General features: G+C 51.4%; 18 protein-coding genes and 1 pseudogene. 3 read left to right on the forward strand and 16 right to left on the reverse strand.

From position 1 onward, the window contains the following. Positions 1 to 16: 16 nt before the first annotated feature. The 11 genes from ispG to lnt all read right to left on the reverse strand — a co-directional run bounded on the left by ispG (position 17) and on the right by lnt (position 12469). On the reverse strand, positions 17 to 1207 hold the full coding sequence (gene ispG, locus R3B84_17855) for a flavodoxin-dependent (E)-4-hydroxy-3-methylbut-2-enyl-diphosphate synthase (protein MEZ6142427.1): 1191 nt from the start codon (positions 1205 to 1207) through the stop codon (positions 17 to 19). Positions 1208 to 1229: 22 nt separating this feature from the next. Further along, a complete protein-coding gene (locus R3B84_17860) occupies positions 1230 to 2228 on the reverse strand; it encodes an acetyl-CoA carboxylase carboxyltransferase subunit alpha (protein ID MEZ6142428.1) in 999 nt (332 codons plus the stop codon). A gap of 49 nt (positions 2229 to 2277) precedes the next feature. Then, positions 2278 to 3159, reverse strand: a complete 882-nt coding sequence (locus R3B84_17865; GenBank protein ID MEZ6142429.1) for a serine/threonine-protein kinase — start codon at positions 3157 to 3159, stop codon at positions 2278 to 2280. A 29-nt stretch (positions 3160 to 3188) separates the two neighbouring features. Continuing rightward, positions 3189 to 4118, reverse strand: coding sequence for a ferredoxin--NADP reductase (locus tag R3B84_17870; GenBank protein ID MEZ6142430.1), 930 nt, complete (start codon positions 4116 to 4118; stop codon positions 3189 to 3191). A gap of 13 nt (positions 4119 to 4131) precedes the next feature. Next, positions 4132 to 5007, reverse strand: coding sequence for a sugar phosphate isomerase/epimerase (locus R3B84_17875; protein MEZ6142431.1), 876 nt, complete (start codon positions 5005 to 5007; stop codon positions 4132 to 4134). A 179-nt stretch (positions 5008 to 5186) separates the two neighbouring features. Further along, positions 5187 to 6278 carry an ArsI/CadI family heavy metal resistance metalloenzyme gene (locus R3B84_17880; GenBank protein MEZ6142432.1) on the reverse strand — a complete coding sequence of 364 codons (1092 nt, stop codon included), beginning with the start codon at positions 6276 to 6278 and terminating at the stop codon, positions 5187 to 5189. Between the two features lie 5 nt (positions 6279 to 6283). Continuing rightward, on the reverse strand, positions 6284 to 7033 hold the full coding sequence (locus R3B84_17885) for a phytanoyl-CoA dioxygenase family protein (protein ID MEZ6142433.1): 750 nt from the start codon (positions 7031 to 7033) through the stop codon (positions 6284 to 6286). Positions 7034 to 7059: 26 nt separating this feature from the next. Continuing rightward, positions 7060 to 8373, reverse strand: a complete 1314-nt coding sequence (locus tag R3B84_17890) for an MFS transporter (protein ID MEZ6142434.1) — start codon at positions 8371 to 8373, stop codon at positions 7060 to 7062. A 3-nt stretch (positions 8374 to 8376) separates the two neighbouring features. Next, entirely contained in the window at positions 8377 to 9414 is a 1038-nt protein-coding gene (locus R3B84_17895; protein MEZ6142435.1) for a DUF1559 domain-containing protein, read from the reverse strand. 108 nt (positions 9415 to 9522) lie between these two features. After that, on the reverse strand, positions 9523 to 10707 hold the full coding sequence (locus R3B84_17900) for a M20/M25/M40 family metallo-hydrolase (GenBank protein ID MEZ6142436.1): 1185 nt from the start codon (positions 10705 to 10707) through the stop codon (positions 9523 to 9525). 94 nt (positions 10708 to 10801) lie between these two features. Next, on the reverse strand, positions 10802 to 12469 hold the full coding sequence (gene lnt, locus R3B84_17905) for an apolipoprotein N-acyltransferase (protein ID MEZ6142437.1): 1668 nt from the start codon (positions 12467 to 12469) through the stop codon (positions 10802 to 10804). 177 nt (positions 12470 to 12646) lie between these two features. Between lnt and R3B84_17910 the strand changes: the two genes are divergently transcribed. Together R3B84_17910 and R3B84_17915 are read left to right on the forward strand one after the other, a co-directional pair. Continuing rightward, entirely contained in the window at positions 12647 to 14722 is a 2076-nt protein-coding gene (locus tag R3B84_17910) for a S46 family peptidase (GenBank protein MEZ6142438.1), read from the forward strand. 50 nt (positions 14723 to 14772) lie between these two features. Then, positions 14773 to 15528: an NAD-dependent deacylase gene (locus R3B84_17915; protein ID MEZ6142439.1), complete on the forward strand. Its 756-nt coding sequence runs from the start codon at positions 14773 to 14775 to the stop codon at positions 15526 to 15528. On the opposite strand, the gene R3B84_17920 is transcribed toward R3B84_17915, so the two are convergent. The 5 genes from R3B84_17920 to R3B84_17940 all read right to left on the reverse strand — a co-directional run bounded on the left by R3B84_17920 (position 15525) and on the right by R3B84_17940 (position 23290). After that, the gene (locus tag R3B84_17920; GenBank protein ID MEZ6142440.1) at positions 15525 to 16478 is read right to left on the reverse strand and encodes an amidohydrolase family protein; all 954 of its coding nucleotides are present in this window, start codon (positions 16476 to 16478) and stop codon (positions 15525 to 15527) included. The two genes, R3B84_17915 and R3B84_17920, sit on opposite strands and share 4 nt — an antisense overlap. A gap of 16 nt (positions 16479 to 16494) precedes the next feature. Beyond that, entirely contained in the window at positions 16495 to 18516 is a 2022-nt protein-coding gene (gene uvrB, locus R3B84_17925) for an excinuclease ABC subunit UvrB (GenBank protein ID MEZ6142441.1), read from the reverse strand. A 266-nt stretch (positions 18517 to 18782) separates the two neighbouring features. After that, a complete protein-coding gene (gene clpB / locus R3B84_17930) occupies positions 18783 to 21386 on the reverse strand; it encodes an ATP-dependent chaperone ClpB (GenBank protein MEZ6142442.1) in 2604 nt (867 codons plus the stop codon). Positions 21387 to 21441: 55 nt separating this feature from the next. Then, complete coding sequence (locus R3B84_17935; GenBank protein ID MEZ6142443.1) at positions 21442 to 22152, reverse strand: 4'-phosphopantetheinyl transferase superfamily protein; 711 nt, start codon at positions 22150 to 22152, stop codon at positions 21442 to 21444. Positions 22153 to 22162: 10 nt separating this feature from the next. Continuing rightward, entirely contained in the window at positions 22163 to 23290 is a 1128-nt protein-coding gene (locus R3B84_17940; GenBank protein MEZ6142444.1) for a hypothetical protein, read from the reverse strand. Positions 23291 to 24127: 837 nt separating this feature from the next. Between R3B84_17940 and R3B84_17945 the strand changes: the two are divergent. Next, a pseudogene (locus tag R3B84_17945) lies at positions 24128 to 24628 on the forward strand (rhomboid family intramembrane serine protease). The last annotated feature ends 31 nt before the right edge of the window (positions 24629 to 24659 follow it).

Consider the following 24659-nt stretch of genomic DNA (forward strand, 5'->3'; position numbering starts at 1 on the left):
TTGTTGGCTGAATGAATTACGGTGTGATCAGTGGGAGGCGACGGCGACCGTGGGCAGAAGTTTCGCCAGTGTCACCACCTGGGGGTACCGTGGTGTGGTGTTCTTTTTCCCACACGGCGATTTCTTCCATCAGGGCATCAACGATCTCTGCCTCTTCGACGCGACGGATGATTTCGCCATTGCGGAAGATCATCCCTTTGCCGTTGCCTGCGGCAATGCCAATATCCGCTTCGCGGGCTTCACCCGGTCCGTTGACGACGCACCCCAGAACGGAAATCTTCACCGGCAATGGTTTCCCTTGCAGGCGTTGTTCCAATTCTGCAATAATCTTTTCCAGGTCGATTGCCAGCCGCCCGCACGTGGGGCAGGCAATCAGTTCTGGTCGTATTACCCGGCGTTGGGTCGCCTGCAGGATATCGAAGGCAGCAGCGATTTCCGGTACCGGATCACCCAGCAGGCTGATCCGGATGGTATCGCCAATTCCATCCAGCAGGATGGGGGCCAGGCCCGCAGCCGATTTGGTGACTGCATAAGGTGGTTTACCCGCTTCCGTAATGCCAATGTGGGTGGGATAGTCGCACAGTTGGGCGTACAGGCGATAGGCATCAACAGCCACCAATGTATCGCTCGATTTCAGCGAAACCACCATCTGGTGGTAGCCTTCGCTTTCCGCAATTTCAATGTAACGAATGGCACTTTCCACCATCGCAGGTGGGCAGGGGAACTCGTACTTTTCGCATAAGTCCCTTTCGAGACTGCCCGCATTCACCCCGATTCGCATGGGGATGCCTTTGTCTTTGGCTTTGCGGACCACCTGACGAAAACGATCGTACCCACCGATGTTCCCGGGGTTGATGCGAATTTTATCCACCGGGTGGTCCAGTGCGGCCAGGGCCATTTTGTAGTCGAAATGGATATCGCAGATCAGTGGGATACCGATTTTGTCGCGAATGGCACTCAGGGCACCAGCATCTTCGGGTTTCGGCACGGTGACGCGGACCAGTTCGCACCCAGCCTTTTCCAGAGCCCGAATCTGGGCAATCGTGCCTTCCACATCGAACGTGTCGGTGGTGGTCATCGATTGGACGCGGATTGGATTGTTTCCACCCAGAACCACCCCACCAATGGCTACTTCCCGCGTTTTGTGACGTGGCTTCCCTGGTACTTTCTGGGCAGAGGCCAACAGGGATAAATCTCGACTGCTCATCGGTGCTCCGTGATAAATTCTGTCAAGAAACGACTTCTTCTTCCTTAGAAACCGCAGGCTGGATGCGTTCGAAAACACCCATTTTTCTAAATTTATTGTAGCGTTCCTGCAGCAATTCCTCCAACGGCAGTGCCTGCAGTTCGCGGATGTAGCGTTGCAGATACGATTTTAAGGTAGTTCCCATCTCACGCTGGTTCCGGTGGGCACCTCCCAGCGGTTCGGGGATGATGTCGTCAATAATCTGAAACTGCTTCAAGTATTTGGCTGTCAGTTTCAGTGCCTCGGCAGCCATTGGTTTTGTCTGATCGTTGGCAGTTTTCCAAAGAATACCCGCACAACCTTCCGGACTGATCACCGAATAATAGGCGTTTTGCAACATGCTGACGCGATCACCGACACCGATGCCCAGTGCCCCACCGGAGCCCCCTTCGCCAATTACCACACAGATGACAGGTGTTTTCAGGCGGGTCATTTCCAGAATGCTGGTGGCGATCAGTTGGGCCTGACCTCTCTGTTCCGCACCCACTCCCGGGAACGCACCTGGGGTATCAATCAGGCAGACCAGCGGGACACGGTACTTGGCAGCCAGCTTCATTTTGGCCAGTGCCTTCCGATAGCCTTCCGGGTGGGCACAACCATAGTAGCATTCCTGCCGTTCTTTCAGTGTGTGACCTTTCTGGTGCCCCACCAGCAGGATTTTGTGTTCCCCCAGGCGGGCAAAGCCGCACCGTAGGGCACGGTCGTCGCCAAATGCCTTATCGCCATGTAATTCGACAAATTCGTCCAGAATTAACTGCACATAATCCATCGTTTGTGGGCGTTCCTGGTGCCTCGAGACCAGAATTGTCTCCCACGGTGTCAGATTTTCATATTTGCGACGCAGCAATTCATTCAAATCTTTGCGTAACTGTCGCAATTCGTCCGAACTCCGAACCGAATGGTCGGTGGATTGCTCCATGCGGGCAATAATCTGTTCCAATTCGTGAATGTCGGATTCAAAAGCAAGTGGTGCCGGTGGCATAATCTACGGTCGCCTGAGCCAGTAATGAAAAATTTATGAAAATGCAGGGTTAACCCATGCTCATGCCCATCTGTTGTTCGATATCATCCGGATCGTCTTTGTGGATCTTGATTTTTCGCAGGGTCATCAGCACTTCGTGGCAGTTGGGTGGGCGGTCTTCTTTCTTTTTGGCGAGCATTTTCAACACCAATGCCGAAAATTCATCGGTCAGGTCTTTATTGTGGCTCTGTGGAGTGATCGGTTTTTCGCCGAAATGCTTGCTGAGCAGATCGTTCATCGTGTTCCCACGGAAAGGTGGGCGGCCTGTCGTTAATTCATACATCGTTGCAGCAAGACTGTAAATATCCGCCCGCCCATCAAGTGGCTTGCGTAAAATCTGCTCGGGCGACATATAACTGGGTGTGCCCTGTGCTTTCGGCTGCTTGTAAAACCACTTGGCAAACCCAGTGGGGATTTTGCGGGAAATAGCAAAGTCGATCAATTTCAATTTCCCACTGGCATCCACCAGCATATTGTCAGGCTTCACGTCGCAGTGAACATACCCATTCCCATGCATGTAGGCCAGTGCGGTAGCCATCTGGCGAAACATCTTCGGTGCGTGCTGCCGCAGAAAATCGAAGTCCTTATTCAGCATGCGGTTACGTAAACTGCCCGACGGAAAATATTCCATGATAAAGTGGGGCGATTCTTTACTCTGGCTCACTTTCAGAATGTGAATCACGTTTTCATGGCGCAATTTCTGGCCGATGGCCGCTTCGCTGAACAATGTCTGCCGCACCTCTGGTTTACTGGCCGCTTCCGGCAGCAAAATCTTCATCGCAAAGTGCCGGTTACTGTGCGGCTCGACCACTTCAAACACCTGAGAAACCTGACCGGTTTGCATCAGGGTCCGCAGGCGGTAGCCGCCAATCGTCTCATTAATTTCTGCCATCGCTTCTCCAGCTTTGCAGGTGGGGGATCTCACCAGTACTTTTCGAAGTGAATGTTGCCTTTCACTTTCGTTTCGTCTGCGGTGAAGCCACGTTGTTCCAACACTTCGATCACCCCCACGGGTGTGGGGTAGCTTTTGACGCCAGTAGCTTTATCCCGTGTGGGAATGCCAATCATTGCAGGGTTGCCGCACAAAAAGACGTGCGTTCCAGCGGGATCCAGCGAACCACCCAGGATCTCTTCCATTTTACCGGTGCTGATCAGGTCCTGAATATACATTTTACTACCCACGTTGTCTGATTCCCGCGTGGTCAGTGGGACATACTCATAATTGGAAAACCGCCCACTCATTGCTTCGTGGGTGGCCAGATAGCCAAGATCTTTGCGATAACGCACGCAACAGACATTGACAATTTTTCCCTGGTGGCCGTTCCGCAGCAGTTCCCACGCCATGTAATTGTGGGGGGCTTCGCCTGTTCCGGTGCCAAGTAACAGCACATTGTCGGTCGGCTGCACCCCTTCCAGCGTGTAGTGACCGGTAATCTTTTCGCCAATATTCAGCCGATCGCCTTCTTTCAGCATGAACAGCCGTGGGGTCAAAGCGGGTGGTTTGCTGGGATCGGAGCCTTCACGCACCAAGGTAATGTAAAATTCGATGGAATCGTGGTTGGCATTTGCCAGCAGTTCCTGATTGTCGCTCATCATGGAACAACTGATCGAATATGCCCGCCGAACCAGCTTGCTTTCCGATTCAGGAGATAAATTTTCCTCCTGACAACCAGGGGTGCGTGGTTCCCAATTCCCCAGCCCGAGTGTGCAATACTGGCCTGCGCGGTGGGCATTCACAGGAAAATCGGGCCGCACCCGCAGCACCATCAGATCTGAGTAAGGCTTGCGAATGTGCACCACCGTGCCGTTATAACGTTGCTGGCGTGCCTGTTCTATTTCTTCTGGAAGCATCAGTTTTTCCGATTTAGTTTAATTTGGCACAAGTCGCTTTCACAATTTTTACCAGTTCTTTCACGTCGGTGGTGGGTTCATCTGCTTTAGCTTCGTACTCGATGCTGATGTAACCTTTGAACTGCACTTTTTTCAGCATGTTCAGCACACTTTGTACGTCAAGCACCCCACCTGCCTGACCGTAGATCACGTCGGTTTTCTTTTTGTTGTCGTGGTCTTTCAGGTGCAGGCCGAAGTTGCGGGCCCCCATGATCTCAATTTCTTTAGCAGGATCGAGTGTTTCGCCCAATTGTGCCATGCGAATCAGGTGGCCGGTATCCAGGCAGGTGCCAATCAGTGGGTGATGGTCTTTGACGGCTGCCAAAATGGTGGTGGCTGACCACCAGCGATGGCGACCTTTCCCTGAAGGGCCGTGCGGGTGGATGGCAATCGAAATCTTGTATTCTTCTACCAGCTTATCCAGGCTGTCGAAAGAATCGGGCGTGGGGTCGGCACTCAAGTGCTTCACACCCAATGCAGCGGCAAACTCAAAAATTTTCTTGTTGGCATCGGTATTCTTGGTAAACGATTCCACCCCAAAAGCAATCGGGCTGACTTCGTAGTCTTTGCACAATTTCACCACCGATTTGATCTGTTCTGGTGTGCTGGTGGTGGGTACATGCCCACGATAAAATTCTACATAGTGCAAACCAACATCCTGAATTCGCTTTAAACACTGTTCCAGATTGAACTTACGGAAAGTGTAAGACTGCACGCCAAACGGAAATCCTGCGAAATCCTTATTATCTGCTGCGCCCACGTGGGAGGTGGTGAAGCCCAGTCCTAACGTGCCTAATGCCAGGCCAGTAGCGGTGCGAAGCATCGTCCGGCGATCAGTTGTGTGGTTCATTCCGGCGGTCCTTATTCAGGGGAGAGTAACTGCTATTTTCTTTGATTTGGGAAATATTGACCAGATGAATTGTGGGAATGGGGGAAAATGCTTTGTAATTTCCAACAGATGCAGAAAGTACGCACTTTTTAGAAGAAGATTAATGTTTTTTCATTAATTTTCACTCCATTCGGAGTGAATTACGAACCACACGCATCGACATGGAGTGCAGCAGCCTTTTCTGTGGGGAAGAAAGTGAACGAACTTGCGGAGGCACCAACAGCCAATCGTGCTGCCAAGGGTGCGGGGATTGCAACCCGACTCCCGCGTGGGATGACGATTTCGGGTTCAGTAACATACTGGGGATCCAGCACAAGTTCGCGGAATGGGCCTTTGTAGAGCACTTCCACCATGGGCACCACCTCGATTTCGGGTGGGGCAAACGCTTCCAGCTGGGTTTCCCGCATGCCGATGCCGTTGCGAACGAAGCATGGATTCTCATCAAATTTTAACATTTGAATCGAAACAAAACCCGCATTGGCCAGCCAAGTGCTGGGTTCAGATTCCCATGGTACGTAGCGCACCTTACTTGCAGGTCCGGGTAGGTCAGGATCTTCACTTGGCTGATCGCCGGTCAGCACGTGCACAAAAATGCGACCATGGGGCTGCAACACTCGCCGGCATTCCTGCAGCAGATTGGTGCGATCATGATCACTCATCGGTAGATTGAATGTCCCCCGTAGCAGGATTTCTCCCACCGTCTGGTCGTCATGAGGCAATGTTTCGGGAACAGGTTCGTTCATCCGATGTTCCCAGATCACCTTCTGCGGTGCGGGCATCGAGCAAGTTGCTGCTGGCTTTTGCACAGCTTCTTCTGTCTGGCCTGCCCCACGGTGCTGAATGTCGCCATCGAACGTATAGACTTCCCAAAGATTCCCATCCGGATCGTGGGCCCAGAACTTGGTTTGCTTCGCGTAACAGCACTCCACGCCACTTTCCCGTTTGGTGGGCATTCCTGCCCGCTCCAGGCGTTCCTGCATTGCCACCAGAGTGGTGCTGTCGGGCATCCGAAATCCGACATGATTTAAGGCCCCACCTGAATTTACCTGGGTGGCAGGCTCCAGCGACAGCACCAGTGGGGGATTGTCGACCTCGAATTTGGCGTAATCCGCACGCACCTTGGCAGGTTCCTGCCCAAATAAGGTGCGAAAAAATGCCACCGATTGTGAAATATTTCTCACATTCATCGATAGATGAAAGCGTATTCCTGGTAGTTGATTCAATTCGATCATAGTGTTCACTCGAAATAGGTTTCCGTTTTGCCGTACTGTGCATATTTTTCTTTCAAATACCGGTGAAATTCTTCGTAATGCTTTGTGCGTTGTTCCCCACCGTCGGAAAGTGCATTGTAACTCAAATAAAGTTGTCTGCGCCAGCCGCCAGATGTATTCGGATCAGACCGATGTGGGGTAAAACCACCAAAAATTGCCATATCACCCGGTTCCAGTTCCAGCGGTACCGCACGCGATTCATCCACCATATTTGCAGGCAATTCGTGGTATTGTCCATCCTTTTCGGTCAGGCGGCCGTTGTGGTGGTACCCCGGGTAAACAATGGTGCAACCATTATCACGGTCGGCAGCTTCAAACGGGATCAATACTGTGAGGAATGAGGTCGGAAAATTGTCCCACGCAATCCAGTCCTGATGCAAACCGTAACCTTTCACCCCGGGAGGCTTGAAAATGAGCTTGTCTTTGAACAGGCAGGCAGGTTCCTGATACAGTTCACCCAGCACTGCCAGCAAACTGGGGTGGTAAGCCAGTTTTTTGCAGACTGGGCTGATATCGATTACCGGATCGAAAGTTTCGAAAGTGCATTCACCGGTAAAGACATTATTCTGCCAACGACAGCGAAGGTTATTGACCGATTGAAGTTGGGCATATTCACTGATCAGGCGATCTGCCTCCTGCTGAGCTCCAGCCATATCATCGGGAGATATCAGGTTGCGAATCAGGAGGTAACCATCCTGTAAATACTGATCTCGCATCGAGTCTGAAATCGTACTCGTTCTGTTCATTGGTGTTTGGCCTGAAAAAATGAGAATATGGGTGTTTTGGAACCAGGCAACGGAACCAGCAGGGCAATTGCAGCAAAACCCACTGCGATGATGGCTAATTGCTGCACGATCGGTGCGTATTGTCCGTACCAGGCATGGCCGGTGGCAAAAACCAACGGACCTGCCGCTGAAGCGAAAACGGTGATTAACTGGGCCAACCCCTGAATCTTACCCAGGTGGGCCAGCCCGAACGCTTGCCGCCAGACGGTGAAAAAAATGACGGTCTGGATACCACCTGCGATTCCCATCGCCACAGCATAGGCATAAACGTGGGTAAGCGTCGTTACATGGGGATAGCTGAACAAGGCACCTGCCTGTATGAGCAGGCCCACCGCCAACAGGATTCCAAGATGGACGCGACTGGCAAAATATCCACACAGCAGATTGGCCAACAGTCCCACACCAGGTGCTAAGGCAGTGATGGTCAAAAAGACCGATCGATCAAAACCACGCTCTGCAAGCAGGGATTGATTAAACAACGACATTCCTGCTGCTACCATGCCATAAAACGACGTTGCCAGTGCATAGACCCAGAAAGCGGGCGTTTTCATGGCCGCAAAAAGAGTATGACCAGTTGATGGTTCCGTGGCAGATTGCCTGGAACTTTGCGAAGAGGTGCGGATTACCAGGGTCGAAAAGAAAGCAAATCCGATCAGGCACCAGCCGATTCCCGCCCAGACTGTGTTCCAGGTGGCATGAAAACGATCAAAGATCAGTTTGATCACCCCAAATGCCAGCATAAAGCCAATGGCAACCAGAAAGGAATACCATCCAATCATTTTTCCCGGTCGGCTGCCACTGGACTTTCCCACCAGTGCCAGACTGACCACCGAAAGAGCACTTTGGCCAAACCCTCGGGTCAGTAGCACCAGCAGAAACAAGCCGGTGGGCACCAGCACAGTCTGCACCGACTGCAAAGATAAACTGGTCAATGAATAGAGTGGCAGAAAGCGACTGGGCGTGGGTAGCCCAGCCATCATCAGAACGATGACACCTAGTGCCAGTAATACAGTCGCCTGTACCCAGCGAATACCGCACCGATCGATCAGCCAGCCGACGGGAATACAAAATGCCGCACCGATGATGGTAGCCCAGAAGTTCAGGGCAGCAAATTCAATTTTTCCCAGCTTCAGGTGGGCCATCAGTGGTTCTGTAATCAACCCCAGGCCGTGCGTGCGGCCGGGCAACGTGGCCACCATGGCCAGTGCAGCAACAACGACCGCAAGCCAGGGTTTGATAACAGGTGCAGGTGAAGAGTGATCTGAAGTCATTTGTTAGAAATCACCCGAAACTTCCCCACCATTACGGGTGGACAATGCCCGCCAGGTAACAAGGTCAACACCGTCGCGGGCGAACCGAACGCTGCCATCACCTAACAGCAGATTCACCCCACCAGTGTGGCGACTGCGGGCTGCTTTATAGCCCACAGCGGTGTAGCCTGGTAATGTTGGATTGTTGGCAATGCAATCATAATTTCGGCTGTTGGGTGTGTAATAGTGGTTGTAACTGACCGCGCGGGGTTCGCCGGAAGCCCACATGAAGCCACGATGGTTGTAGCCATTCCAACTGAATGGTGCGATCGATGCACAATCCGCATCGCTGGGCAGAGTGCCGGTATAACCAAGATACTTATACACGGTTTTTTCATCTCCGGGATTAGTTCCCAGCCCTTCCCCACCAGCCCCCAGAATGCTTTCAGAAAATGCAACTGTGTTTGTGGTACCATCGGTGATATCCCCCACCGTAACACCATTCTGCACTGGAAACATGCCATCCGCACCCACCGGCGAGCCATTGTTCAGCACGCCCGATCCGTGGCACGCCACGTAATTGGTGGGGCCCATGTTGGTAACACCATACGCAGTGCTGACAGGCTGCATTCTGTCAGAGGGACAGAGAAAAATCTTCACTTTTTGCACCACCGCGAACTGGTTCTGGGCCGAAATCAGGTTGGAAGCATCGTACATCGGCTGGGACAGGTCCATCGTGTTGTAAATGTTGGTCTGTTCCAGGTACGGGCTGAGCTGGGCCAGCACGCTCCAGGTGTAGCGATAGTTCTGCACTGTTGAACCAGGTGCCGTATAGGGATACAGTGGGGGAAACTTACCATTCCCGCCTTCATAATTGTGTAACGCCAGTCCTAACTGCTTCAGATTGTTCTGACAACTCAGGCGATTGGCCGCTTCCCGTACTTTTTGCACCGCAGGCAACAGCAGCCCGATCAAAATGGCGATAATGGCGATCACCACCAGTAATTCAATGAGAGTAAACCCACAGCGGTCCGTTCGGCGACCGAAAAATGAACAATTCATGAGAGCATATCTCCTGCTGGTACTCCCATCGTAATGACATCTTGTCAATTGTCAAGATGTCAAGATGTTGTTACAAACAGCAGGAATGAATTGGGCAGTTGCAAGCAATTACTGAGCGGTTGCGATTTGAATTGCCAGGTCGCAACCTTTCAGAAACAGTGGCAGATCCACCCACTCTTTAATGGTGTGGATATCGTTCTGACCCGCACCAAAAGTAATCGTGGGCAGGCCGTGCTTCACAATCCAGTTGGCATCCAGCCCACCGTTCGTGGTGCGGCAAACTGCCGTCATCCCCATCGCTTCAATGGCAGCTTTGGCCCGCAGCACCACGGGGGCATCGTCTTTCAAACGGAATGGATGATAATCGGTGCGGGAGGTGAACTTCACTTTCCCGGTTTTGCCCGTATCATCGGTGACAATTTTGCAGGCACGTTCGAATGCACTTTTGTATGCAGCGGTAATTTCGCGGAAGAATTTGCTGTCGTGGCTGCGGCATTCGCCAGTAATGTGTACTTGGTCGGTGACCACATTGGTGGCATTGCCAGCGGATTGCCCTGCGGGATTACCAAAACTGCCCACGTTGCTGGTGCCTGACCTGCCATTTTTTTCCACTTTGCCAAACCAGCCACCGGAATAAATTTCGGCCAGTGCCAGCGAAGCAATCACGGTAGCAGAGATCCCTTTTTCAGGATAGACCCCAGCGTGGGACGCCTTGCCCGTGATACTGACTTCCCAACGATCTGCTCCAACCGCACCCACGGTGATTTCATTGGGATCTCGACCATCGACATTAAAGCCCATGACAGGCCCGCCCAGCGATTTCGGATCGAGAAAACGCGCACCGAACAAGCCAGATTCTTCACGCACAGTGAACAACAGCGTGATGGGTGGGTGGGGTAATTTATGTTGCAAAAGAGTCCGCACCAGATTAATGAGAACCGCACAACCGGTACGATTATCCCCACCCAGGGCGGTGGTGCCTTCAGGAACAATTTTGTTACCTTTACGCACTGGGACTGCACCCGCACAGAGTGGGACGGTATCCATATGAGTCATGAACAGGATACGATCGGCTGCAATGGTGCCGGGCAGTGTGACAATCAAGTTGCCTGTCTGCGTAGGTAGAGGGATGCGGGTATTCGCATCATCATACTGGATCTGTTTGCTGGTAACACCAGCCGCTTTCAATTCACCTACAATCGCCTGAGCAATTTTCTTTTCCTGTCCGGTGACACCTTCCACGGCCAGTAATTTCATCAGCAGATCGATCGCACCCGTTGCTTCTGTCTTCATCTTTTCTTCCTAATTGAATACCTTTATCTTGGTATATGACTTGTCGGATTTCCAAGAGCAACAACGGTTATGACTGAATAGTCAAAAGAAATGGTTACTTGACTGCACAATGACTGCGCTGCTGAAAGAGAATACCCCAGAGAGTGTAGAGAATAACAAGAAAGCTGAAGGCGGGGACCCAATCGCCCAGAGTGTGGTAGAAGCTGGTTCGATTGTCGATTGGTACATCGCCCGTGACCACAGAGGCAATTTTTTTCGACTTCGATAACGTGGGTCCTGGAAGTGCCGTCAGGCGTCCATCGCTATCGATGATGCCGCTGATCCCCATATTGACAGCACGCACCACTGCTCGCCGGTTCTCTATCGCGCGAAACCGCGTAATCGCGTGGTGCTGCTCATGTTCTGCCGTTCCCTTGAACCAGCCATCATTGGAAATACTCACAAAGTAATCCACATTTCGCCCACCACGAAAGTAGCCACGAGCAATCGCCGGGTCGGTATTTTCATAGCAGATCAGGCAGCCAAATGTGGCTTTGGGGCCTGGAAATACCGTGTAACTCGTCCCAGGACGACAGCTATAGTCGTGGTCGTAAGGCGTGAACATTTTCATCCAGGGGAAAGTCTTGCGAAAAGGCACATATTCCCCAAACGGCACGAGATGGATTTTGTCGAACTTGCCTGCAAATTTTCCGTCTTTATTAATCAGCACCGCCGAGTTGTATTTCCAGGTAGTTTCCTCGTTTTCGTATTCAATCGCATTCATTCCAAATAACACATTTGTTCGCCAGCGTTGCTGGGTCAGCTTGCCTAACTGGTCATTGTCCTTAAAGCCCATGGTGATCTCGGTGGGCAGGTTGCTTGGCTCGGCAGTGGGGGCCAGCGTGGTCCAGTTCATCGGGAGTGCGGTTTCCGGCCAGACAATCAGATCGGGTTGACTGGCAGCAGCTCGGTCGGCCAGTTCAAACATATGCTGCATGACATTATCGTTCTGCGTCATTTTGATGTCCTGGCTCAGGTTGCTTTGCAGCATTGCCACTTTGGGCCCCAGTGGCAATGGCTCGTGGTTCAGACGCACCACGCCGTAACCAAGAAAACCGAGAAACAGGACGGCAGTGGCTGCCACCCAGCCCCGGTGGTAATTGGGCTGCTGAGGTGGGGCAAACAACAACCTTCCAGCCATTTTTCGCAACAGATTTAGCAGAGTCAGATTGCAGAGTACGACCAGCCAGGAGATCAGTGGCACGCCACCAATATCTGCTGCCTGGATGAACGTTAAAAAACTGTGTTGCGTATGACCTGCCAGATACCAGCCGATTCCTACCGCCTGATAGCCATTGAGTTCCTGAAGCCACAGAAACCCAGTTGGTGCGTGGGTGCGGAAGTATTCCCACAGTACCCACGCGGCGGGAATGGCAACATAGTGGTTGATTTCCCGTCGCACCAGCCAGCGTGCGGTGGCCAGCCAGAAAACCAGGCAAACGGAGCCGTAGAGGGCGATACCGATCCAGGCACCGTACATCGCCGGGTGAGCAACACGAATCCACTGTCCTAACGGCAGATAGGCGGCAAGCCCACCCACAAACATCGCAAAATACAATCGGCGGGGCCGCACCGTGGCATCAACAAGCGAGAGCCACGGAACCAGGGCAATAAACGCCAGCGGTCCCAGATTCAATGGAAAGTAGCAGCAGTACCAGAGAGCACCCCCCAGAATGGCGGGAAGGTAAACACGTTGACGTGGGGCGGGAACTGTTTCGCTCATGATCCATCCTGGAGTCGCAAATCAATGTCAGTTGCAGCAATTTTATGAATTTTTTCGCAAAATTTTTGCGGATTGGATGAAGATTTCTGGTTCTGCAAATGGGGTAAGTCCATCGCCCGCACCCCACGTGGGCACTATAACTTAGGAACAGGAACCTGCAACTGGAGGAATTTCCCAATGACAAAACGCTGGTTGGTTTTCATGTTTGTGTGGGGAGCAATGATGAGTAACTCCTCATTATTTGGCGATGAAGGGATGTGGTTGTTCAACAATCCACCCAAGGAATATCTGAAGAAAAAATACGGCTTTGAACCCACCGATGCCTGGTTGGACCACCTGCGGTTATCTTCCGTGCGGTTCAATTCTGGTGGCTCCGGATCGTTCGTTTCGGGTAATGGTCTGATTATGACCAACCACCACGTGGGTGCAGATGATCTGCAAAAATTGTCCACCAAAGAAAACGATATTTTAAAGAACGGCTTTTACGCCAAAACCGCCGCAGAAGAACTCTCCTGCAAAGGCCTGGAACTGAACGTTCTCCTGAGCATCAAAGATGTTACGGAACAGGTGAAGGGGGCTGTCAAACCCGGCATGAGTGGGGAAGAGGCATTTCTGGCCCGCAGAAAAATGATCACTTCGCTGGAACAGGGTGCAGCGAATCCTGATCAGAAATTGCGGGCAGACGTGATTACACTGTACAACGGCGGTGCCTACCACCTGTACCAGTTCAAACAATACACCGATGTGCGTCTGGTCTTTGCTCCAGAACAGCAAATTGCGTTCTTCGGTGGGGACCCGGACAACTTTGAATACCCTCGCTATGACCTGGATATGTGTTTCTTCCGTGCGTACGAAAATGGTCAACCTGCCAAAGTCGAGCACTTCCTGAAATGGAGTGCGAACGGCAGCACTGATGGTGAACTGGTATTTGTTTCCGGACACCCAGGCCGCACCAGCCGCCAGAACACGGTTGCAGAACTGGAATATCTGCGTGATACTTCCTTCCCCGCGCTGATGGATCGCTTGCACCGCCTGGAAGTAACCTATTCTGTGTGGGCAGAACGAAATGAAGAAAACCGTCGCCGCGTGAAAGATGATCTTTTCGGAGTGCAGAATAGCCGCAAAGCACGTAACGGTGGGCTTGCTGGGTTGCTCGATCCGGAATTGATGGGCCGTAAAGTGGCAGCCGAAAAACGCTTGCTGGAATTTATTGCCAAGTCGGACATGAAAGAAGCCGCTGCTGCTTTTGAAACGATTGCCGCCTGTCAGAAAAAGCTGGCAGCAATGGCCACCGATATCAACATGTATGAAGGTGGGGTGGGCTTTACCTGCGGCACCTTTGGGATCGCCCGCACGTTGTACCGTGCCAGTGTGGAACTGCCCAAGCCATCTTCGGATCGGCTGCCGGAATTCAGCGAAGCCCGCCTGGGTTCACTGAAGTTTGGTTTGTTCTCTGATGAACCGATTTATGAAGATCTGGAAATTCTGAAACTGACCAATTCGTTGACAACCTTAGCCAATACCTATGGCGGAAATGATGAGATGGTGCAGAAGGTACTTGCAGGGAAATCTCCCAAGCAACGTGCTTTTGAGCTGATCAGTCAGTCGAAAGTACGCGATGTGGCCGTGCGAAAACAACTCTTCGAAGGTGGGGCAAAAGCGATTGCCGAAGCGAAAGACCCCATGATCGAACTGGTGGCTATGATTGATGCCAAAGCACTGAGCCTCCGGAAAAAATACGAAAACGAAATCCAGGAACCAAAAAGCCAGGCAGCCAGTGCGATTGCCAAAGCTCGCTTTGAGCTGGATGGCACCAGCACCTATCCCGATGCCACCTTCACTTTACGGTTGGCATTTGGCACGGTAAAAGGTTATCAGGAAAATGGAAAAACAGTAGAACCTTTCACCAATCTGGGTGGTCTTTACGAACATTCCAAAGAACATGGCGGTCTCCCACCGTTTGATATTCCTCAACGCTGGCTGGACAAAAAAGACAAAATCAACCTGAAGGTGCCATACAATTTTGTCAGCACTTGCGATATTATCGGTGGGAACTCGGGCAGCCCGGTCGTCAACAAAAATGGCGAAGTGGTGGGGCTGATTTTCGACGGCAACATCCAGTCGCTGGTGCTTGATTTCATCTTCGATGATAAAGAAGCCCGCGCGGTCAGCGTGGATTCGCGTGCGATTATTGAAGCACTGACCAGTGTTTATGAAGCCAGTGATCTGGTGAAAGAACTAACGGGCAAGTAACCCTTCCACCATCCATGGAGCGGTTTCGCCCACTTGAAGGAGTGGTTTCCATGGATCTGTCCCAATTTCAACAGGCAGTAGAACTGCTGCGTTCTGCCCAACATATTTCTGTTTTAACAGGTGCGGGTGTTTCCGCCGAAAGTGGCATCCCCACCTTTCGTGCCAGTGATGGCCTGTGGGAAGGGCATGCCATTGAGGAAGTGGCGACCCCACAGGGTTATCGTCGCAATCCCCAGCTCGTGTGGGATTTTTACCACGCACGCCGGGAGAAAGCGGCCCAGGTACAACCCAATCCCGGGCACGTGGCGCTGGCCGCACTGGAACAACGCTGGGCAGGTCGATTTGATTTGATTACACAGAATGTGGATGGACTGCACCAGCGTGCTGGCAATCTGCGTGTACACGAACTGCATGGCAGCCTTTGGCGAAGTCGATGCACGGAATGTGGAGATATTGCTGCAATTCCTGCAGATTTCCCTCGCACTCCCACCTGCAAGCTCTGTGGAGGGGCGTTGCGACCAGATATCGTCTGGTTTGGTGAAATGCTGCCTGGTGATGTCTTTCGCGATGCAGAATTCGCTGCCGTCGAGTGCGACCTGATGCTGGTTGTGGGAACCAGTGCCGTCGTCTATCCTGCTGCCGGGCTGATCCCACTGGCAAAGACTTCTTCACGTGCTAACAATGTAGTGGCAGCACAAGTAATTGAAATCAACATCAGCCCATCCTCCGCATCAGATCATGTGGATGTGGGGCTATATGGCCCCAGTGGTGAAATCCTGCCACAACTACTGGCCACACTGGATTAAACGTAGAAAAACACCCTGTTGGCGGTGCGGTAAAGAAGGTCTTGTTTGTCCGTGGCAGTTAAAAATGGCAATCCCGTCTGGATCAGCTCCGTTGATGCTTTGTAGGTGTTATCATCATTGATCTGGTATGGTGCGTCGCTGGCCCACATCAGCCGTCGGCTGCCAAATGCCTTTAACACGGCCTGGATTAAATCTGCTAATTCGGAGTGAGGCGACTTCTTATTCCCAAGAGCGTAAAACGCACTAACCTTGACATGCACCTTGGGATATTTTGCCAAGTCGCACAACGCCTTGATATCTGCTTCGCGAATAGTGCCATCAATTCCGACACGTGCCAGGTGATCGATCACTACCTTGGTTTGGGGATATTTTTCACACATCTTTGCCACAGTGGGCAGATGTTCGGGGTTGATCAGCAGACAAATCGACTGTTGAGTGTCTACCGCACACTCCCACATGGAGGCCATCCCTTTGCCTTCCAGCCAGTCATCTTTCCGTGTGGGCGTGGGGCGAACTCGAAAGCCAGTAACATGTTTCTTCAACAATTGTTTCATCTGTTCTGCGGGCTTGTCGCTGGTGTCATCCACCATGCCCACTACGCGGAATTGTTCGGGAAAAGCTACAGCCGAATCGGTCAGATAGCTGTTGTCCCAGCCATGAAATGGGTGATGTTGAATCAACACCACCTTCTTTATTCCGTGATCTTTCATCACCTGTTGCAGTTCTTCGCGGGAAAAACTTGCAGGCTTTAAATCCTTCAGCGTGTTACCATTTGCCAGCGGGTATTTCTTAATATCCGTGGTCCAGATATGGCTGTGGGCATCAATCACTGGCCCACGATAACGCGAAACTTTTTGTGCAGTTGCAACTTGCGTCAGCAATCCTGTTCCTGCAACCACCTGCATGCTGGTGGACAACATCTGACGACGATTAAAACCTGGAGAGTTCATTGTTGCGATCCCATCGTTAAGGTTGTTTTCTCTTTTTTCCACGGAATTTCTTTTTCTGTGGGGATGCCACTGGCTCCCCTTTTAGTTTAGATATCTGATCTCGAAGCTGGGCAGCACGTTCGAAGTTCAGCTGCTCGGCTGCCGTCAACATTTCCTGATGCAGTTCTTCCAGATATTCTTCCGTAACATAGTTGGTTGCCTCTTTACCAGCCACTTCCTGTACTGCCTGGTGGGCAGCAATTTCATCCTCAATTACATTCCGAATCGCAGTCTTCACACTGACGGGCGTAATTCCATGTTCTTTGTTGTACTGTAATTGCAACTCACGCCGACGATTCGTTTCGGAAATGGCTCGGTTCATCGAGTTAGTCATCGTATCCGCATAGAGAATCACTTCCGCATTCACGTGGCGTGCGGCACGACCAATAGTCTGGATCAGTGATGTTTCACTTCGGAGAAAACCTTCCTTGTCCGCATCCATAATTGCCACCAGGGACACTTCCGGCAGGTCAAGTCCTTCCCGTAACAGGTTCACACCGATCAGCACATCAAAAACACCTTCCCGTAATTCTCTTAGAATCTGAATCCGTTCAATTGCATCCAGTTCCGAGTGCAGCCATTTGCACCGCAGATTCACATCGCGAAAATAGTTCGTGAGATCTTCAGCCATCCGTTTGGTCAATGTGGTGACCAGCACCCGCTCGTCACGCTCGGCACGTTTGCGGATTTCATCCAGTAAATCACCCACCTGACCTCGGGCAGGCTTCAAGTGGATCACCGGATCGACCAGCCCTGTGGGGCGAATGACCTGCTCAACCACTTCCCCACCGCACCGATCCAGCTCAATTGCTCCCGGTGTGGCAGAAAGAAACAGTGCCTGCTTGATCCGTTTTTCAAATTCTTCGAACTTTAAAGGTCGATTGTCCATCGCACTTGGCAGGCGAAATCCATGTTCCACCAGCGTTTGCTTGCGGGAAGCATCACCCGCCTGCATCCCACGGATCTGTGGTAATGTGGCGTGGGATTCATCCACGATCAACAGAAAATCTTCCGGAAAAAAGTCGAGCAGCGTGTAGGGTGGTTCGCCAGGATTTTTGCCACTGAACCAGCGGGCATAATTTTCTACTCCGGAACAATATCCCACTTCCCGCAACATATCCAGATCGTAATTAGTGCGTGCTTTCAACCGTTCCGCTTCCAGCAATTTACCTTCCGTTTTGTATTGCTGCAGGCGTTGTTCCAGTTCCTTTTCAATTCCTTCAACCGCAATTCGTGTGCGTTCATCCGGCGTTACGAAGTGCTTGGCGGGATAAATAAACATCTCATCCAGTTGTTCCAGAACATTGCCAGTCAATGGTTCGATAATCGAAAGCTGATCAACTTCATCGCCGAACAGTTCGATCCGCATCGCCTGCTCTTCAGACGTAGGCCAAACTTCGATCGTATCGCCCCGCACACGAAACTTCCCACGTTCGAAAGCAATATCATTGCGCTGGTACTGCACATCCACCAGTTTCAGCAACAGTTGCTCTCGTTCAATCGTCTCGCCACGTTTCAGTTGCACCATCATCCGTTTGTAATCGGATGGAGAACCCAAACCGTAAATGCAGGATACGCTGGCCACCACAATCACATCTTCACGACTGACCAGCCGACACGTGGCAGCCAGACGCAGACGGTCGATATTTTCATTGACGGACGAATCTTTTTCGATGTAAATGTCCCGCTGTGGGATGTATGCTTCCGGCTGGTAGTAGTCGTAATAGCTAATGAAAAAACAGACTGCATTGTTGGGAAAGAAACTTTTGAATTCTTTGTACAACTGAGCAGCCAGCGTTTTATTGTGGGCCATCACCAGGGTGGGCTTGTTCAGTTCAGCAATCACACGTGCTGCCGTGTGGGTTTTCCCAGTACCTGTCGCACCCATCAGCGTCTGATAACGTTTACCCGCCTGAAATCCTTCCATGATTTCGGCAATCGCTTTCGGCTGATCACCCGCCGGGGGCCAATCGCTGTGGATTTCAAATTTCCTGGTCATATCTCTTCCTCAGTTCACCCACTATTTTACCGGCGCAGACGATGTGGGGCGATGTCGGTTGTAAATTTATCCCACCCATGCCAGAACCCAACTTAGCATGGAATTATTTACACATATATAATATAGCCACGAGAAGTATGAAATTGGCAATTTTTTTGAAATTCTGGTAAGAAACCGTTTGATCAGATTGACGCAACTATCGGTGAAATAAATAGTTGCGTTGACAGAAACTTTTTTGTGAATTTTTCCAAATTAGCGATCAGCTATTAAGATTTGGGGCGTGCCTGAAAGCTGAGTCGTTCCTGACCTTGCGAATACCCCACGTCCACAGTGTCCCCATCATTCACCACACCCTGCAGAATCAGCTTACCCAACGCGGTTTCAATTTCGCGTTGAATCACTCGTTTCAGTGGGCGGGCACCATACGCAGGATCGTAGCCCAGCTTCACCAGGTGTTCCCGTGCCTCAGGTGCCAGCACCAGTCGGATGTTTCGTTCAGACAGCCGTTTCTCCAGAATCCCTAACTGGATATCTACAATCTGTGCCAGATTTTCTTCTGATAGTGCATGGAAGACAATAATATCATCCACGCGGTTGAGAAACTCTGGCCGGAAGTGGTGCCGCAGTTCTTCTTCCACAGCGTCCTTCATCCGATCGTAGATTTCGCCAATCTGGCTGCCGGTATACTGCAATATTCGCTGGCTGCCGATGTTCGAAGTCATAATGATGATGGTATTTTTGAAATCCACCAGTCTGCCTTGTCCATCAGTCAATCTGCCATCATCCAGCACTTGCAGTAACACATTAAACACATCCACGTGGGCTTTTTCAATTTCATCCAGCAGCACCACGCTGTATGGTCGGCGTCGTACGGCTTCTGTTAACTGCCCACCTTCTTCGTAACCCACATATCCAGGTGGGGCACCCACCAGCCGACTGACATTATGCTTTTCCTGATACTCACTCATATCAATGCGAATCATCGCACGGTCATCATCAAACAGAAACTGGGCCAACGTGCGGGCCAGTTCTGTTTTCCCGACACCTGTCGGCCCGAGAAACATGAAGCTGCCGATTGGTCGCTGCATATCCTTCAAACCACTTCGGGCACGGATCACCGCTTCTGCCACTGCACGCACCGCTTCATTCTGGCCAATCACACGTCGATGTAATTCATCTTCCAGGTGCAGCAATTTTTCCCGTTCCCCTTCCAGCAGTTTGGAAACCGGAATACCAGTCCAGCGACTGACCACCGCAGCAATATCGTCTTCATCCACTTCTTCTTTCAGCAGGCGGGGGCCTTCATTTCCTGTGGTGCTGGCAACCAGCGTTTGCAGCGTTCGCTCTAATTCCGGCAACTTGCCATATTTCAACTCGGCAGCCTTATTCAGATCGTAGTTTCGTTCTGCGGTTTCAATCTGCACCCGCACCTGTTCAATCTGTTCCTGGCATTCACGCACCCGTTCCACAGCTTTCTTTTCGTTCTGCCAGCGTGCAGTCAACGCATCTGCTTTCGCCTTTTCGTTCGCCAATTCCTGTTCCAGTTTGCTCAAACGTTCTTTGGAATTGACATCGGTTTCTTTCCGCAGTGCTTCGCGTTCAATTTCCAACTGCATCACCCGACGGGATGCCTCATCCAGTTCCGTGGGCAAGGAATCCATTTCCGTTCGCAGTTTCGCGGCCGATTCATCAATCAGGTCGATTGCTTTATCAGGCAGAAAACGATCCGTGATGTAGCGATTCGACAGGATTGCCGCCGAAACCAGAGCAGCATCCTTGATCCGCACACCGTGGTGCAGTTCATAGCGTTCTTTCAAGCCACGCAGAATACTGATGGTGTCTTCCACTGATGGCTGGTCGACATGCACTGGCTGAAACCGTCGTTCCAGTGCGGCATCTTTTTCGATGTATTGTCGATACTCATCCAGCGTTGTAGCGCCAATACAGTGCAACTCACCTCGAGCCAGCAATGGCTTCAACAAGTTACCTGCATCCATGGCACCATCCGCCTTGCCAGCACCAACAACGGTGTGCAGTTCATCGATGAAGAGCAGAATACGCCCATTCGATTCGGTAACCTCTTTCAGCACCGCTTTCAGGCGTTCTTCGAATTCCCCACGATATTTCGCCCCGGCAATCAGTGCCCCCATGTCCAGGGATACCACCACTTTGTCTTTCAAGCCGTCTGGTACATCCCCACGAACAATTCGTTGGGCAAGGCCTTCCGCAATCGCAGTTTTGCCCACACCTGGCTCGCCGATCAGCACAGGATTATTCTTGGTGCGGCGGCTGAGCACCTGAATCACTCGTCGAATCTCTTCATCTCGTCCGATTACCGGATCGAGCTTGCCATTGCGGGCAGCCTGGGTCAGATCGCGCCCATACTTTTCCAGTGACTGATAAGTTTCTTCCGGATTCTGCGTGGTGACTCGCTGGTTACCGCGCACTTCCTTCAGCAGACTTAACAATCGTTCGCGATTCAGCCCCACTGTTTTCAGCAATTCACCTGCTTTGCCGGAATCTCCCAGCATGCCGAGAATCAGGTGCTCTACCGATACGTATTCATCGGATAGTTTTTTCGCTTCCTGTTCCGCATTGGCCACTACCCTGTTGAACCGCCCACTGGGCGTGGGGTTGTTCTGGGAATTGGTTACCCTGGGCATCCGCTGCAGATGATCTTCCAGCGCGGTGAGCAAGGTATTTGGGCTGATGCCTGCTTTTTGCAGCAGGGCTGGCCCCAGTCCACCGGTTTGCTCCACAATCGCCTTCAGTAAATGCTCCACTTCTATGGAAGTATGGTTCAGGCGCAGAGCCGCCTTCTGTGATTCCTGCAGTACCTCCATTGCCTTTTCTGTAAATTCATTACTCATATTCTTCACCCTCCACCTCTTAGAGGATCAATGTGGAAATAAGATGCTTAACAATTTATCGCTGGGCGGGATTTTCAATCCAGGCCACCGCACCCTGGTATTCAGGGTGGGGCTGCCAGGCGAACAGCCGCCACAAATCACATGGGATTTCTTCGCCATCGATCCCCAGCACCTGCGGAGTGGTTCCAGGCCCGAAACTCACCGAGCAATGTTCCAGCGACATAATCCCACGGCCGAGTGCTTTCAGCACTGCTTCCTTGCGGGTCCAGGCTTCAAAAAAAGCATTCTGTTGATCTGGTTCCGCAATCGTTCGGTAGCGTGCCGCATCGACCGTGCCAAAAAAACGCTCTACCGTTGTGGAAGCTTCCGGAAACGGGCGAATCTGTTCAATATCTACCCCCACCTGGTATCTACTGATTGCAACCACCGCCCACGCACCCGAGTGGCTGACATTGAAGTGCAGTGGGGCACCAGGCAAGTAGGGTTTGCCACTTTCGAGATAGTGAAATTGTACTTCCCGAGGTGGGGTATGCAGATACTGTCCCAGCAAATAACGCACGGCCAGGCGAGTAGTCACAAACTGCGTGCGACTGATTTCCCGCTTGAAGCGAGCCGCACGGTTTTGTTCAATGTCGCTCAGGTTCGCTTCAGCAATCGGTGCTGGCTGATCCAACGGCACCAGATACAGGTGCACGGGTTGTGCTGAAAAACTGGTCTGTGGGTTAGCAATAGAGCAGAGCAGAACCGAAGAAGAATGTTCGGCCATGGAAGTGGTGTTATTTCTTTTCGGGCTGTTTTTTGTCGTTGTCTTTCAGCCACTGCTGCCACTTTTTCAGAGCTTCGTCCCGCTTTTCGTCTGATTCCATCACAAAGTAAGTATAGCTCAACGTACTGGTGGGGCTCAGGTTCGGAAGCTTGCGTGGATAGCCAAAATCGTTCGGATTTTGTCCCATAATGATCATCGCTGCCCCAAGTGCGACATCTCGCACCTGAACCTGACCGTTAATGTTATTAATGCGGATGTTGGTCAGGATCGATTTGTCCTGCAACAGCGGATCGAGCTTGGGCAGATCTTCTTTTGTAGCGAGTCTGGCGAAGCCACTTAAAGCGTAGGATTTGATGTATGCCAAACGCACATTCTTATCGTTGACGATGTGCAAGGCTGCGTCTTTGGCACCAGTGATTTTGTACTGCACTGCGACGGCAAACCCACGGTTTAACAATGTTGAATATCGCTCGTTCTTCAACCAGCCCACAAACAACTTGTTGAACGATTCCGATTTCGTCAGTTCTGCCAGCAACGGTGAACTGAGCAGTGGGTAGTGGAATTGATAATTTCCTGCAGCAGTTTCCCGATTTTTGGTCGTGATGCTGCCAAGAAAGAAGTAGGTGTGGAGGTCGTCATCGGTGGCATTGTTGATGTTATTGATCGGTCTCCCTAACTGGTTTACCGAGCGAAGACTCATTGCCAGATCGGTGAAGGCACGCAGGTTCTGGTCTTCATTGCCGAGAGAACTCAGGATCAGTTCGTGCTTTTTAAACATCGATTTGTAGAGTTCGCGGTTCGCTTTGCTGTCGCCCACGATTTTCAGGAATTCGCTGGCACCTGGAATATCTCCAGCATTGTTGTTGACATTCACAACAAAACGATCCAGCAGTAATTCCAGGTTGCGGTTGCGGATTTCCGGATAGATGCGGTGGCAGCGAGTGCTGATTTCCGCATCGTCGTGCATAATGCCGGCTTTCACATAATCGAGAGCTTCCGCACCAATTTCCAGCAGTCGTTCTTCTGCAGCTTCCCGCACCTTGAAGGATGGGTCGCCCAGCTTTTCGATCAGCGCATTGATCTCCGCAGGCTCCTGAGGGGCAGCGAGAACTACAGTTAATAGGAGAGTCTGTAACATGTGATTCTTCCTGTCCAAAGACGTTCTTTGATAGTTTACCAATTTAGTAAGCAATTGTTACCCCCACGGTGGGGAAAACTTTGCATGTTACACAACAGCACTATTGTTCGTGCGTCTACTATATCAGACGCATAAAATGAAATTTTGTTCCCTATTTTTCTCAAAAATTGTGAATATATTTACACTTTTTCTGTAAGTTCTGATGGGAAAGGAAGTTATGACATTCGATTCATGAAGATTTTTTTAAAAACAGCCCTTTCCAGGTCGAAATTCTGCCTTCTGTGCCCACAACTACCTGTGCCAGCCACATTTCCCTATGTTAACTGTTTGTTACTTGCGAACCACAGGTGGCGATCCTGTGTTTTTCCCGACCGTTGGTACATTATGCCGGAAACTGAAGACACCCTTCGCAAAGAAATTTTAGATGCCTGTCAGCATCGCCACCCGGAACCTTTCTTTGTGAAAGAGTTCATCCTGAATTCCCACGGTGAGGATGCCGAAGAAGTCTACCGCCACCTGAATGATTTGCGGCTAGCGGGGTTTATGCGTATCCACAGCTGGGACGATACCCAGGGGCAAAGTTACCTGCTGACCGAGTATGGTCAGACCATGTTGAAGGAAAATAAGTTTTCCACGCTGGATCTTGTTCCATTGACGGAACGACCAGAAAAGCCAGCGGAAACTGCCCGCACCACCTTCGAGGTGGGGGAAGCAATTCGCTCCAGTTACTACGAACAAGGGAACATGATTGGTAGGGTGACGTTGGCACTGATGGCAGTAAACGTCATTATGTTCATTGTGGCTGCAGCTTTTGCATTGGCAGAAGGTGTGCCAGTAATGCAGTTCTTTGCCAATGGCGATATTGATACGATCCACAAACTGGGGGCATTGACTGCAGAAGATCTGGCGAAAGGCCAGTGGTGGCGATTGATTACCAGTTGTTTTCTGCATTTTGGCTTTGCCCACCTGTTAATGAATTGTGCCACCCTGTTTGTGGCCCGACGCGTGGAATTCCTATGGGGTTCCGCACGATTTTTGTTGCTGTATCTCATCAGTGGTCTGTGCGGCAGTGCCGTGGGTATTTTTATCCGTCCAGGTCTGCCCGATTCGATGGTGGTGCTGGCAGGTGCCTCCGGAGCCCTCTGGGGGGTGATGTGTTCGCTTGCTGTCTGGCTGTTTATGTCGCGGAAACATCTCCCACCTGATGTCATTCAGGGGTGGATGCGGCAATTGGTGCTGGCACTGATCCTCAACGTATCGATCAGCATGCTGCCCCGCATCAGTGCGGGTGCCCACGCAGGTGGGGGAGTCGCTGGTGTGCTGGTGGCTTACCTGTTGTTTCAGCAGATGTACGGCAATCCCGCCCTGC

The organism is Zavarzinella sp., assembly GCA_041399155.1.
Lineage (GTDB): Bacteria > Planctomycetota > Planctomycetia > Gemmatales > Gemmataceae > JAWKTI01.